This window comes from Ruegeria sp. BF10 (assembly GCF_056538725.1).
Genome location: NZ_JBQFTR010000004.1, coordinates 309154 through 323955 on the forward strand (window position 1 = coordinate 309154; position 14802 = coordinate 323955).

Sequence of the window (14802 nt, forward strand, 5' to 3'; positions counted from 1 at the left end):
TCAGAGGCCACTTGATCTTTCCGAAGCAGCCAATCCATCAATCTTCGATCAGCGAAAAATCGTCATCGTCGTTCGATTTTCTTTTGCGGCTACCTGCTTTTCTGGATCGCCGTGGGCCTTTGGGAACATAGTCGTCGTTCAGCGCTTTTTCGACCAGCCAGGTCGCGTGGTGATCCGGGAAACCTTCGCCGTAACGGCGGATCAGATCGATGTATTTGAAGCCAAGCGCAGAAATCTTGGTGATTTCTTCGCCGGTCGAAGCGTATTTGACGACAAGGCCGCCGCCCTTGGGCGCCAGTACTATGTTTTTCTCTGCCAACGCCGCCGAAAGACCATCCCAGGAACCTGTCTCGGCAACAACTGTTTCGATGAACGTTTTGAGGTCGCGTTTCGGCGGCTTATCAATCTCCTGTGGTTCTGGAACCGAGACCTCCAAAGCCTGTGCAGAAGGGTGCGTCGTTTGTCGATATGGATTTTCCCGGACACGGTCCGTCTGGTCAGCCTCTGGGGCCGTCGGCATCAGCGGAGCATTCGAGGCTTCGGCATTCTCATGTCGGAAGATCAGCTCAGGCAGTACCGTCTCCCAGCTGTCGCGCCTGTGATAGTGTGCATAGTCTTCACTGCTGTCGATTTTGCGCCAATTGATAATCGCACCGATCTGACCAGAGGCGAACACATGCCCACGGGGGGGCTTCCACGATTTGGCCATACGTCCGACAACACGGTTTTGGGCGTCCAGCAAGACCCAATGAGGTTGTTGAAACACCAGGGAAAGAGAGTCCCCGACCTTGGCCGAGCGCACGGCCTTGTGCACGTCATGTGCATCCCCTTGGCGACCGGCGAACGACAAGTCCACGATATCCAGCGCAGGCATCTGGTATTTCGTTGCGGGCAACGAGGTTTCGTTCAGGTCGGGCGTCACGCGCCTGTGCAGAACTGAATCTGAACCCGATTTCAGAAACGGGTGCTCTCCGGATGTCAGCACGGTCAGGCTTTGCTGTGCACGGGTCATTGCCACGTAGAACAGGCGACGAGGAGCTTCGGGATCTTCTTCCTTCGAAACCCGCGTCCAGCCGCCGTTCAGAATGGCGACATGGTCGAATTCAAGGCCTTTCGCCCTGTGCGCCGTCAGCAACAGCAATCCGCGCTGTTCGCCCCGCGTATCCCGGGACCAGTCAGCAATCCATTCAATGATGTCAGGTACCGGCATAGTTTTGGTGCCCAACTCCCGGGCCAACTCCGCCACACCTTCTGCCAGCAAATCCACCCATTTGTTGCGAGGTTGATCATTCAGGACCGTGAGGATGTCCTGAATACCCAGAAGTGCGCCTTGTTTCCCGCGCAGCCCGGATACCAGACGTTGGGTTTCCCTCAATCGCCAAACATTTGGAAGCTCTTCGTTGGCCATATCCACGCGCAATCCCTGCACCTCGGCATAGGTCCGAACGGCATCCAGTGATTTCCAGTCTCGGGAAATCACGGCAACGCGGGACCAGTTCCAATTGGGGTCCAGTCGAGACAGGCGTATCAGTTCATCGATGGCTACCGCCGCTTGCGGCATGGCGCCGGGTGGGACGTCAAGCAGCTGCACTCGACCTTGGGCAACGGAATCCTTCTCCTCCAGACGCCCGCCACTGGGTTGGGAAACTCGCGCCTGATTTATCCTGATATCGTGGTCCGCCTTCATTCGATCAGCCGCTTTGGATATGACCTGATTGGCGGCCTCGACAATATGAGCCGTCGAGCGGTAATTCTCGATCAGAAATGATGGTCTGGCCTTGTAGTCCTCTTCGAACCTGCGGATGAAATCGACCGAGGCACCGTTGAAGGCATAGATATTCTGGTCATCATCGCCCACGGCAAACAGGCTGAGTTTAAGTTCGGCATCTTCCAGCGACCGACCTGCCACGGCGGAAATGAGCGCATATTCCTCTGGGCCAATGTCCTGATATTCGTCCACCAATATCCAGCGAAACCCTTGTATCAGGCTTTCGCGCTGTGCCTCGGCTTCGGCTTTGGTCAGCCCTTCGGGGCTGAGCTGGCGCACCGCCTCCAGAATGACATTGTCGAAATCTTCCGTTGCGGCCTCAACCCCGGCAAAACTGGCTCCAACCAGCTTCATTGCAAGCGAATGGCACGTCGAGATCGTGACCCCCGCCGCATCATCGCCCACCAGCGCCCGCAGCCGAACACGGATTTCGGCAGCAGCATGGCGGTTGTAGGCCAGTACCAGAATACCGCGCGGGTCTTCACGCTTCATCCGCAACAGATAAGCGATCCGATGCACCAGAACGCGGGTCTTCCCCGATCCGGGGCCCGCCAGAACCAGAACATTGGTCTGGTCGCGATCGTCCGCGACGATGTCCTGTTGGACCTTGTTGCCCAGGTCATCGACAATGGCGGTCCAGGACTTGTTGGTTGTCTGTCGTCGGACCTCACGTGCCATGCCGGGCATCCAACGTTTCATGAACTGCTCTTTGTTGAGCAGAAAGTAATCTTCCGACAGGCGTTCGGCGTCCGTCATCCTGTCCAGACCGGTTTCCGCATAAGTTGCCATGACATGGGTCTGAAGCGTCTGTTCGGCGTAATGCTCTTCCAGAGGAAGGAAGTCGGATTGCGTGAACTGGCCGCCTTTCGGGTTGAGGAATATGGTCATGGCGGGGCGGAACACCGTCAGCCCTTTCCCCAATGTCAGCACGCCCTGTTCATGCATCCACAGCAGCGAGCGTTCCAAAAGCTTGGTCATGTCGCGCAGACCGCTGGATTTCAAAACGGCATCCTGCGTGAGCTGCGCCAGAAGGTCACCCACAGTGGTTTCAACCGGCAGGTCTTTGCCGCGCGCGCCTTTGTCAAGCCGCCCGGTCAGGAATTTCAGTAGAATTCCAGCCGCTTGCCACCGGAGCTCGGCCGTCTGGGCAATGACTTCCCACGATCTTACCCGCGTCACGTTCAGGGTGTTCCTGCTGATTTTGCGCAACCTGATATTGCCGGTGCCACCATCCTGCCCCTTGCCGTCCCGTGCTATGCCCCGGATCAGTTTGTCGATGATATAAGGGCGGGCATCGGTGTGGTCCTGATCGCGCAGACGCTGGCAGGTTTCCTGCAGGTTCAGGGGCATTGGCGTTTCCTTGTCGGCATCCGGTGCCAGCTCTCGCATCGATGCGATCAAATCCCGCTCCAGATTTGCAGCCTGCGTGAGGCGTCCGGAAGACGATTGCGCCACACCGACATGGATGAAGAGCGTGATCGCGACGTCGTTGCGCGCGATGCCAAAGCTTTCGAGATTGGCCATTGCCTTGGTCAGTGCACCAGGTGTCAAACCGCTGACGCCGCAGAGCTGATCGGTTGAGATCCCTTCATCCGCCGGGGCCAAAATCAGATGCTGCACGATGGCCAGCAATTGTTTGCGATACGCTTGGGTGATCTCCGCATCCGCAAGCCGTTGTTTCGCCTCGTCCAAGGTGCCGACCGTCAGCGAAGACGGGAAAATACGAACATGGTTCTCTTCGCGCGTGACAAGGGTCGCTTCCTCAAGCCATGACACCGCCGTCTTGACACGGGTGTCGTCCGTCGCGCTGTCCCGTTCGAATTCTTGATCCTTTTCGTCTCGGACAATCTCACCCGCGGTGGCGACGATCTTGCCAGCCTTGCGTGTGCGCTCGTCGATCCGGCGCAGGGCTTTCAGAATGGCTCCGATTTCATGCCGTGCCAAACGCGAACCCGCAGACAGCCTGAACTGGCGCTCCACATCATCCCCGGCGTACAAAAGCACGCAATCGGCGTCTTCGCGGTCGCGTCCGGCGCGCCCAGCCTCCTGTAGGTAGTTTTCCAACGACCCGGGTATGTCTGCATGAACCACCAGCCGGATATCGGGTTTGTCGATGCCCATGCCAAAAGCGTTGGTGGCTGCGATCACCCGCAGGTCTCCGACCCGGAACCGTTCCTGGACATCGTGTTTGTCATCAGACCCGAGCCCGGCGTGGAAATGTGCAGCGTCCATGCCTTGTGATTTCAGAAACTCGGCAACGCGCTCGGTCTCATTACGCGTCGCGCAATAGATCACGGCGCCGGATCGGCCCTCAGCGGGCAGCAACTCTTCGATCACTTTCAGGACATCGGTCAGTTTGCTGTTCTTAGTTGTAGGCCTGACATCAAATGTCAGGTTCTTCCGCGATGCCCCACCATCAAGCGACAGCAGTTCGACCCCGGCGCGAGACTGGAAATGCTCGACGATATCCGCGATCACCTCGGGTTTGGCGGTCGCCGTGAGGCAGAGGATCGGGGCAGGGGGCTGGTCGCCCGAGAACTCTTTGATGAACCGCCCCAGATACCTGTAGTCCGGCCTGAAATCATGACCCCATTTCGACACGCAGTGCGCCTCGTCAATAGCCCACAGGCCAACTTCGCGCTGTGCCAGCACCGACCGGATGGACGTACTGCGCAATTGCTCGGGCGAGATGATCAGAATGCCCGCATCGCCCATGCGGACCTTGTCCAGCGCGTCTTGTCGCTCGGGCATGGACATCTGACCATTCACAGTCACGGAACAGGAAATACCCACGCGCTCCATACCCTGAACCTGATCGGCCATCAGCGCGACCAACGGGGAAATGACCACGGTCAACGCCCCGATTTTGTCGAACCGCGACAAAGCGGGCACCTGGTAACACACGGACTTGCCGGTGCCTGTTGGCAGAATGCCCAACAGGCTGTTTCCGGACATTGCCTCATCGACAATGCGCTCCTGCAAGGGGCGACCATCTGGATCCACAGGCTGTGGGCGGAAACTGTCGAACCCGAACCACCTGTTCAGCGCACGGACCGGGTCATTCTGTTCCGCGCACCACAGGCAGGCGGGGTCTTTGCAGGACGTATCCCTGAGATGCCGGACAATCAGAGATGCCTCGCGAAACTGCGCCCGGACCCATGGCGGCATGACCGAGTCCCCTCCCGCTACGGTGATCCAGGACAGGGCATAGGCCATGGGCCATCCGTTTCGGGGATTGCCAAGCCGCCTCAGAGTCTGTTCGACCCTTTTGCCACAAGCCCGACCATCCAGCATCCGGCGGATGGCAGTGACGGCTTCATCCTGCGGCGGGCAATTGGCTTTTCGTAGGTACTGGAAAACCGCTTCGAACCCTTCCGACTGTTCCATTCGGGTGGTCAGGTAGTGATAGGCTGCAAGGGCATCCGGCTCGCTTTGGGCAAGGTTTTGAAAAGCGTCGAGCTGATTGGCCAGTACCTCAAAGACAAGCCGGGCGTCCAGTTCCGGATCATTGATATGCCCTGCGGCCAACCGCCCGTCGTGATAGTGTTTGACCAGATGGTGATAGGGGTTGCGCGGGAAGGCCAGCGGGTTCAGCCACAGCGTATCAATCGGGGCCTGCATGATCCGGCCCAGCCGTGGTCTGGCGGCGACCAGGTGTTCCATATCGTGGTGCAGAAAATTGTGACCAATCGGGTGTGAAACACTTGCGATGGCCTCTTCAAGGCGGTCGAGATTTTTCTCCAGCGCGCTGGCGCCCGACTTCAAAGCTGGTTGCTCATCGTTTCGAACGGCGGCAAAGGCAAATACCTTGGCGGTTTTGGGATCCACCTCCAGATCGATGGACAGACATTTGGAAAGAAATTCGGTATGTCGACCGTTCATTTGTGATGCGCAACTGTTAATGGGTGAAGTCAGAGAATACCTTTTTGAGACATTGCACAACGGCGTTGTTGCGGGCCTTCGTCAGAGGCCCGACTTTCCCTTTTCCCAGCCGAAGCCAGGCAGGCGGGCGATCTGGACGGTTGCTTGACGCCCGTGCCGTTGTCCGTTGGGTATTGTATTGCTCCGGTGTGTCCGCAAATGTCGGGATGCCGAGCTCAGCCCGTTTCGGTTCGCGCTCGCCCTTGGTCAGGGCATTGCCTTCCTGAATTGCGAGCAGCGCCTTGCCGACCTGTTTCTTGGCCCAGGCGCAATGCGTGCCTTGGTTCGCCCATTGGCCGAGTTTGACGGCGCGGGTCTTCCGGGCCTCAGAATCCCACTTGTTGACCTACCATGTTTTGACCCCGCCTTTGGTGACGCACAGGCGCAGATCCTTCACATCTGGGTCGGTGAACCATGTCGTTTTAATCGCCGACAGCGTTTTTAGGGTCGAATCCGAGAACTTAAGCTGCGGCATATCGCGTCCTTGTAGAACCGCGTTCGTTACAAGGTTCACATTACGTTCCAACCCATGTCAAACCCAACCAGGAAACAGGCAAGCACCTGAATTTGTTGGGTGTAACTGATTTGATGGCGTTGAAGGCTAAGCGTTTTAGATGGTGCCCCCACACGGACTCGAACCGCGGACCTACTGATTACAAATTTGAAATTTGCGTTCTACTACGTTTTACCACACTACACCGCATTGCATCATAACATATTGTTTTTAATGATTTTTATTTGATGCTCGGGCGCGATTTGATACTTTGCTTTTGCACATGACAACACGCACGGTGGTAGCTGGGTGGTTGCCATTACCAAAATCAAAGAGTTCAGAGGCAACCTATGAAACTAACCAAACGCCGCATAGACGAAGCAGAGCACGATCCGAAAAAACCAGTATTTTTGTGGGACGGCAGCTTGTCTGGCTTTGGCGTCAAAATCCTGCAGTCCGGCAGGAAGCGCTATATCTTCAAGTATCGCCCGCATGGCGGAGGACGGCGTGCCCCTACGCGCTGGATGACTATCGGTAGCCACGGTGAGATTCCCTTGGAAACAGCTCGGAACATTGCCAGAGAATGCGCAACCCAAGTCGCCAAAGGCGAAGACCCTCAAAGCGACAAAGTCAAGAAACGCGAAGCGCCATCGTTGAGCGACCTTTGGGATCGCTTCGACAAAGGCGACATGAAGCGGCTCAAACCCGCGACCGTCCGCGACTATCGTTCACTTTGGAAAAACATATTGGAGCCTGCGTTCGGAAATCGACGCGTTGGGGATATTTCCCGCGCTGATGTTGATCGCTTGCATAGCTCGATGGGTGACAAACCTTACCAAGCGAACCGTTCGATTGCCGTGCTTTCAAAGATGATGACCCTTGCTGAAATCTGGGAATTTCGCGACCAAGGCACCAACCCTTGCCGTTACGTGCGTCGCCACGCTGAGGGGAAGCGGGAGCGATACATGACACTGGAAGAAATAGAACGGCTTGGCGCTGCTCTGACAAACCTAGTGGACTTGGGGCTTCTCTGGCCCGACATGGCTAATCTGTTTCGCTTGCTTCTACTCGTGGGCGCGCGGCGCGGCGAAATCTCAAACAGCGAATGGAGTTGGATTGATTGGGAACGGCGTATTATCGCACTCCCAGATAGCAAGACAGGTGCAAAGTCACTGTTCCTCAGCACTGAAGCGATCACGGTCCTTCAAAACCAAAAGATCACCACGCGCCATCAATCGTCCAAGTTTGTTTTTCCAGGCGTGAAAGCGGACAAGGCAATCGTCAACCTGTCGAAGCCTTGGAAACTGGTATGCGGGGAAGCGGGGCTTGATGACCTGCGTATTCATGACCTTCGCCACACGGCGGCAAGCGTTGCCGTTGGTCAAGGTGTAGCGCTTCCCATCATTGGGCGTTTGCTGGGACACACGCAAACACAAACAACAGCACGCTACGCACATGTCGACGCGGACCCAGCCTTGCGTGCTGCTGACACGATTGGGCAAGCAATTGGAAAGGCGATAAAGTAACACTCAGTCAGCCCAATAATTGGATCGAAAGCTTGGAAGCAATGAGTACATATGCGTCCATCGACCCAAATTAAACTGACGAGAATGGCGTGGAACAGCCACCGAATTTACATCAGATAGTCTTTAAACGGTTCTCTTGGTGTTGGCGGCTATCTGTCTTTCGGATCCCAATGTAGCACAATAACTTTGTGACGGACGTGGAAATCCAATCCACTTTTGGTGTGCTTGTTTTTTGAGCAAAACAGGAGCGGGTTGCCGCAGGAGGATTCTTCGGCCTCCACGTTGATGTTGCGTTTCACCAACTCTTTTCGCCATTTATCAAGCATCGCTTTTGCATCGGCATTGTAACAATAAACCAGCACATCTGCATGGTTCTGTCCAATTGTACCCGTTGAGTACCGTGTTGCTAACTGTTGGAAGCCCTTATCCAACCAATTGTAATTGCTGTGCTCTTTCGCCTCAGCCAGCCACACAAAAGTGTCTTTTCCATCGACCACAATATCACAATGGCCGTTATTGTACTTGTCGTGTGACGCTTGAAATCCGGCCATGCTCAGCATCGAACAGATGTCCAAAGTAATGGCGTCCTCACCCAGCCCCTGTTTTTTACTGCTCCTCTTTTCCAACTCAGCACAGGCAAAATCGACGCCCTTTTGAACAGCTTTAACCCTCGCATCGTGATTTTGAGCTAGGAAGAAATCAGTTGCCGCTCCGTGTGCAGTACCATCAAATTTGGCACGGACTTCGGCAAGAGTAGGTTCTCTTTGGGTCATAGCTTTGTGCCTTCGAAAACTTCGGTATCCAACTCGAAGTACAACTCAATCTTTTCGGATGCATCTGAGACTTCATGCCGAGAAAGCGGATGAAGAACTGTGTCCAAGTCTAAGACACGCTGAAATTCTTCTGGTGAGAGCTTGTACCGCCTACCGTCGTCATCTACCAACTCACCACCAGCCTTAAAGACAGCGAACTCTGATTGGACCAAAATTGCCATTGCGGCGATGAGATCGCCCGACAACTTTGCAGCATCCAGAATTCTTGATATGTCGCGGATCCTTAGTACGTCCCCTTTAGCTTTCTGCAACTGGGCTATTCCGTCTAAAATACGTACTGCATTTTCGGCGGGAGCACCTTCCCAGTGCGCCTTAATGGCATTTTGCACGTTTGTTAAAGTGCGGACGCCCGATGCTTCGGGCTTACCGACGACTGTATCGTACAAACCAATCTTCGTCAGTCCAGCATGACTATCGAGGCCACTGTAAGATAGAGACGCATCTTCATATCTACGGAATGCGAATACCGCTTGGTTCATATGCTCGGTGTTAAAAACCTTGAGGCGAACCAGCAAATGGAAGTCCGAAACGGTTAGCCCTGTCACACTCAAAAACAGGTCCGGTTCAAGCTTTGTAATTACATCTTGGAGCGTATTTTCGCGGAAATCAGTCAGATACATGAACGCAGGTATCCGAGTTGCAAATTTGACCAGCTTTTCTTGAACCAGTTTGCGCTTCGATTTGAACTCTTTTTCCTCGGTGGAAAGCTCCTTCTTTTCCCTATCCGTGATGTCTCCTGACTTGGCCTTTTTCTTTAGGTCTTTAACTTTTTCGCTCTTGTTGATGATCGTCTCGATGATGTTGTCGCCGAGCGCTCGCCACCCTTCGATGCGTTCCACTGCCTTCATAGCTTCTTCGTGATTCATGATGCGGCGAAGGGTATCATTATCAACGTTCACCAAAAGCGCGCTTTCCCACTTGCGCGCCAGCAATGTCGCTGAGGTTCCGGCCATTGCGATATCCAGAATGCCACCGGCGTCAATCTGGGTCATGTTCGCACCATCGTAGGCCAGCACGGGAAGGAATGACACAAGATCACGAACCGCGTTTTCTGGGTTAGGCTCATTCGGTGATAGCCCAATGCCGTAATCGGAAAGCTGCCGAAGGGCGCGGGTCGGTGCGAAGTCGAACACAAAGCAAACCGGCTTGAGAACCTCTTCTTCGCTAGGATTGTCGCCGTTGGGGTTCTTGATCGCCCACGGCGATTGCACTCTAAACGCTGCTTGAAAGTATGTTTCAGGAGATTTCAAGTTCCGCAGCATCAAGATTGAAGACCACTGCTTGACCGTTACGCCGGTGGTGAGCTTGCCGCAGGAGAGCGTGATCGATTTCGTGTCGAAGCCACTGCCGATGGCCGCGCGAACAGGTGGCAAGGCTTCAAGCCCGATGCCTGCCGACGGGCCAGCCGACACCACCACTTCGTATTCGTGCCAATAGGTATTTTGCCGCTCGGCCAGAAGCTTAGCCATAGCGTGACAAGCGGCGATATTTGGCATGAACCAAAACGAGTGTTGGAGGTATGGTAACAGCCGAACGTCAGAGTATGGAAACGGCGGTCTCGTTCCTGTTCTGAGGTTGTCCACCGCATGGGCCGCGTGCTGGCCCCTGATGATATTCAACCACGTCTGCACTTCGTCCTTGTGTTTGAATTCTGCCGCATCATCGGTCCCGGTTGCAGCAAAGAACTCGTTCAGGTCGAACTCGTCAAACTCACCAGCACTGGCGATGGACAGCAACTCATCTGGCATTTGATAAGTCAGCAACCGCATCTGCGGCAGCGAGCCGTATGGGTTCCATTGACCGGGGTTATTCACGGAAAATTCGGCTTTGGCGCGTTGCTCGTCGGTATAAGTCCAGTTGAAAATCTGTTCTTCGATGAACTCACCCGTCGCCAGCGCCTTGAATGGTGTCCCTGACAGGTAGAGGTATGCCCGCGTCGTGATCGGTAGGAACTCGGCCTCGGCTTCAAGCGGCTCCTGCATTTCGGCCACACGGTCGGTTAGCTTCCTAGCATCTTCAAGCAGCTTTTCCTCGCGCTCAAGGGCTTCTTCTTCCCCTTCGAACAACTCCTTTGCACTCTCGCGCCATGCACCGAAATGATATTCGTCAAAGACCACCAAGTCCCAATTGACAGCATGAAGCCACTCATTGCGGGCCTTGATATTCCCCAGCTTGTCCCTGCCCAGCATGTCTTGGAACGACCCAAAGTAAACCACAGGTTTACTCTCATCTATCTGGGTGGGATCGGCGTCCGACTTGCGGGACAGATATTGCCAGCCATCGAAATCGACATGGCTCTCTAAGTCGGTCTGCCATGCATCTTCAACAGCTGGCTTGAAGGTCAACACCAGAACCCGCTTTGCGTTCATTTTTCGCGCCAACTGGTAGGTCGTGAAGGTCTTGCCGTAGCGCATCTTGGCGTTCCAGAGAAAGCGCGGAACAGCGTGCATGTCCTCAGACCAGCGGGACATGTAATAGGCGTGTGTTTGTTCGACTGCTTCGGCTTGTTCTTGGCGCATGGCAAAGGTCTGGTGGTGCGTGCCCGTGTGTTTCTGGCCCGTGCGCAATTCAGTCAGAACAGTTAGCACGTCTGCGAGCGAACACCGCATCCATTCCAGCGATGGGTTTTCAAACCCCTTGGCCTTTAAGGCGTCGCGAACCTCGTGATCCGTGATGACAGAGCCATCATGGCGTTCGGCAGGTTCATCCAATTCGATCCTAAAATTTTCGATGAACGCCGTGCGAAGCTGTTCGCCCACACGCGCACGCACATCCCGTGTGGTTTGCCCGACTTTGAGGAGGCCCTCATGGGCAGGATCATTAATCGAGTAAGCGTAGATGCGTGGGCGTGCTTTTGGCTTTGGTTCTAGAATGTCATCTACGGTTTGGTTCATTATTCGTCATCCAAATCGTCAAACAAGTCTGTGTCATGGGGGGAAATCTGCGCCTCGATGAATGCTATTTCTTCCTCTGAGAAGTCATATCGGCGGTAGAGTTTTTGGTCCGTCCATACTTCGGAAGTGGCAAGGTCAGGCACAAAGGTATAGACGCCCTTTGCCGCATCCTGTGTCGACTTTCTAAGTGAAACTAAAAAACGCACAAAACGGGTCGATAAATAGCGAGCGTAGTTCGTTGCCTCAGCCTCAGTATCAAAGTGGCCAGCAACCAAATAGGTCTCAGTGCAAGCTGTTCCTGGATCGGCAATGATTGGTTTGCTCAAAAATTTGGTTTCGACAGCAGCGCTAGTTCCTTGAACACGAGTCATGAGAACTTTCCACCTATCAATCCAATCTGGGTTGGAGGCGATGACGGTGCGCTCTGTCCAAGCGATGCTTTGATTTTGAAAGAGCTTAACTGGATCAGAAAGCCCATCGGGCTTTGGTTTCCCTTTAAAGTTTGTGGGTAAACCAAAGGGTTTCCTGCTTGAAACCCGTTTTTCGAGAGTATTCTCGTTCTTCGACTTCACTTTGTTCAATATCGGAACAGCCTCGTTCCTACGGACGATCACATCATAGTCGTCCAAATGCCTAGCGACTGCGGGTCCAGTGGGTTCTCCGTCCCAAATAGTTTGCATTATGCAAGGGCCATTGTGATCTCTGTCCCAAAGAAAATATGAAATGCCACCGCGAATTTTAACGCCGGGAAATCCTTCATATAGCTTTGGGTAGTCAACAATTGTGCGAAGGCTTTTGTCGGACAGCATTTGCTTTCTATAACCATCCAAGCCCTTACCGCCCGCCATCCAGCGCGATGGCGTAACCATGACGCAATAGTGCGGTTCAAGTTCAAGCGCTTTCTCAACAAACAACTGGTAGATAGGGGCGGCACTAGTGCCATGTCCGCCATCATCCAATTGATAAGGTGGATTGCCGATTACGACGTCAAACTGCATGTCATCTCCAAATAGCGCTGACACGCGCTCTTTTATGTTGTTGGTGTGAATGAAAGCGTAGGCGTGGCTTTCTCTGTCTTCGCCCCTGTCCAAAGATAAACGGTTGGCTCCACAGAAAATACACTTTCCCTTTTTGTCCCAACTGTGCTCAACGCGCTCAAACCAGACATTGCCGGACTCGGAGTTGAAGCCTTTTGTTATCGAATGTTCGCCATTCGCATGTTTCGAGCAATATAGCGACCGCCGCGCCAGCATGGCGGTCAACTCAGTGATGCCAATGCCGTAGACCTGGCGCGTCAGGATGTGATCCACACGAGCTTGCAACTCGGGCATCTGTAGCTCAAGACCGTCGATCAGGCGTTTCGTGATCTCGCGCAGGAACACCCCTGACTTGGTGCATGGGTCAAGAAACTTGACGGACGGGTCGGCCCATATGCTCGCCCCATCATTATCCGCCGCCCAAGCCTCAGCCAGTGTGTCCAGCATCCTGTTGGCGAACTCGGGCGGCGTGAACACTTCGTCGTTGGACAGATTAGCAATGCAGGACAGAACGTCCGGGTTCCGCCCGCGCAGCGTGAAGGCGGCTTTGTTCATGTTACCGCTTCCTGACGCTCAGCAAGCGCCTGTTGCCATTCGTGATAGGTTTGTTTGGAGCCTTTGACTTTCCATTCGTGTCGACCGTTTCTCGCTCCATCCAGTACGATTGCGGCAGCTGCGGAAGGGCTATTAAAGCTCCACGGTTTCGAAAAACGCAGCCTGCCCGATGTACTTTCGACCAAAATCCCATCTGCGATAAGTTTCGCCTTCAGCAAGGCGTAGGTTTGGTTCTGAACAAAACCAGTGTCAGTCAGGGCTTCGGAGCCTTCGAGAACGACAAATTCGCCGTCCTCCTCTACAGCCGTCGCTTCAATGCCGCTCTTGTGTCGAATTTCGAACTGCGTCTCGCCAGTCGTTCGCTCCTCCACCGACTTGGCCGTGTCAGTAACGGCCTTTGGTTGCGGCTTGAGCATGTCCAACCCTACAACCGGCAGAACAACCTGAAGGTTTGCTAGGAACTGCTCCATATTCGCGACATCGGCTTCCGGCAGTCGGCGGCGCGATGTGTCTGGTTGAGTGCCATTTTCGAGCACTACACGACCGGCCTCAGACGATACTTGGATTAATCGGGCTTCGAGGTACTCGGCATGACCTTTCGATAGATCATCGTCACTCGTCGTTACAGTGATTGCGGTTTCCCAGAAGTCCCGCTTCAACGCACTTTGCCTGATCCGTTCGGAAACAGAGTTCCCCGATCCAATGTAGACCCGCGTACCGCCCGGTTTTTCGGGATTTGGGCCAGCTAAAACGTAGACCCCGGTTCGATCCACCTCGTCGCGTGCCGTCATGTCTCCAAAAGCGGACGCGCCGGATACAAATAGCAATCCAGTCCATCCGTGTATTGTGGCTTTGCGCAATCCAGTTGGTTTGCCATCGACCAGAAAGAGTTGGATGGTCCGGCCAAAAGCTGAAACGCTGCTCATTTTTCGGCCTCAACGGCGAACGCGGATTGATCAGCTAAATCTCTAATTGTCATTGGGGAATAGGTTCTTATCGGTTTAAATATTTCATGATTGCCAAGGCCCGCAAAAAGAGAACCCTCGGCGTTAAATGCGGATGCGCCGGTCAAAACATCTAGTCGGAAATCCCGGCGCTGGAACTTACCTTTGCCAATATATCCCCATTCCGCAAACGAAATCGGACTACCAAGAGTTGTTTTCATGGTCAACGCATCGCCGTGAACAAGGTTGGTCGAAAGAACATACGACGCGGCGCGGTACAGATCGTCCTCTGGTGCAAGGCGCAGGTAGTCTGACAGTACTTCCAGCATGTTCGCTCGACATTCTTCGATGTTGTCAGCTAGAATTTCTATCCCGTAGCAGCACATCAGGCCCACAAGCGCGTACTGCCGCCGGTTGAAATTAGACTTACCATACTTCATCTGCACAGCGGCCAGCTTGCGTTGCAGGACCGGCACGAGGAAGTTTCCGCTACCGCAGGCCGGCTCAAGGAAGCGGGCGTCAATCCGCTCTGTTTCACCCCTCACAAGTTCCAGCATAGCGTCCACCATCCACGCAGGAGTGAAGACTTCGCCGTGGTCGGCGACACGTTTTTTAGATTTGATGAGGCTCATACACAAACAATGACAAATTCCCCCGGAAGTGCCAAGTCTTTCCGAGAGGCGAGTGCTTGAGGTTTACGAGGTAGACTTCACCCATAATGCAAAGTTGCAGCGCATCGGAGCTGGGGGCGAATTCCAAACTAATAGCCTCTGGCGCTTGTGCCGCGAAACTGAATTCTAAACTTCCTGCTCATACCTGCAAAGTTGAAAA

The 14802-nt window shown here is 54.3% G+C and carries 7 protein-coding genes; 1 reads left to right on the forward strand and 6 read right to left on the reverse strand.

What is annotated here, in order from left to right; genetic code table 11:
* Positions 1–37: 37 nt before the first annotated feature.
* Positions 38–5650 carry a RecQ family ATP-dependent DNA helicase gene (locus ACR0DJ_RS16610; RefSeq protein WP_480685688.1) on the reverse strand — a complete coding sequence of 1871 codons (5613 nt, stop codon included), beginning with the start codon at positions 5648–5650 and terminating at the stop codon, positions 38–40.
* Between the two features lie 882 nt (positions 5651–6532).
* Here ACR0DJ_RS16610 and ACR0DJ_RS16615 point away from each other — a divergent pair.
* Positions 6533–7708: a tyrosine-type recombinase/integrase gene (locus ACR0DJ_RS16615; RefSeq protein ID WP_480685690.1), complete on the forward strand. Its 1176-nt coding sequence runs from the start codon at positions 6533–6535 to the stop codon at positions 7706–7708.
* Positions 7709–7857: 149 nt separating this feature from the next.
* Here ACR0DJ_RS16615 and ACR0DJ_RS16620 read toward each other — a convergent pair whose 3' ends face one another.
* From ACR0DJ_RS16620 to ACR0DJ_RS16640, 5 genes are read right to left on the reverse strand one after another with little or no spacing between them, the layout of a single operon-like run.
* A complete protein-coding gene (locus ACR0DJ_RS16620; RefSeq protein WP_480685691.1) occupies positions 7858–8481 on the reverse strand; it encodes a hypothetical protein in 624 nt (207 codons plus the stop codon).
* Complete coding sequence (locus ACR0DJ_RS16625; RefSeq protein WP_480685692.1) at positions 8478–11435, reverse strand: DEAD/DEAH box helicase family protein; 2958 nt, start codon at positions 11433–11435, stop codon at positions 8478–8480. Before ACR0DJ_RS16625 ends, ACR0DJ_RS16620 begins: the two co-directional genes overlap by 4 nt.
* Positions 11435–13027, reverse strand: coding sequence for an Eco57I restriction-modification methylase domain-containing protein (locus ACR0DJ_RS16630; protein ID WP_480685693.1), 1593 nt, complete (start codon positions 13025–13027; stop codon positions 11435–11437). Before ACR0DJ_RS16630 ends, ACR0DJ_RS16625 begins: the two co-directional genes overlap by 1 nt.
* Positions 13024–13953 (reverse strand): GIY-YIG nuclease family protein, encoded by a 930-nt coding sequence (locus tag ACR0DJ_RS16635; protein ID WP_480685695.1) that lies wholly within the window; start codon positions 13951–13953, stop codon positions 13024–13026. Before ACR0DJ_RS16635 ends, ACR0DJ_RS16630 begins: the two co-directional genes overlap by 4 nt.
* The gene (locus tag ACR0DJ_RS16640; protein WP_480685697.1) at positions 13950–14603 is read right to left on the reverse strand and encodes an N-6 DNA methylase; all 654 of its coding nucleotides are present in this window, start codon (positions 14601–14603) and stop codon (positions 13950–13952) included. The genes ACR0DJ_RS16635 and ACR0DJ_RS16640 overlap by 4 nt, the downstream gene beginning before the upstream one ends.
* Between the last annotated feature and the right edge of the window lie 199 nt (positions 14604–14802).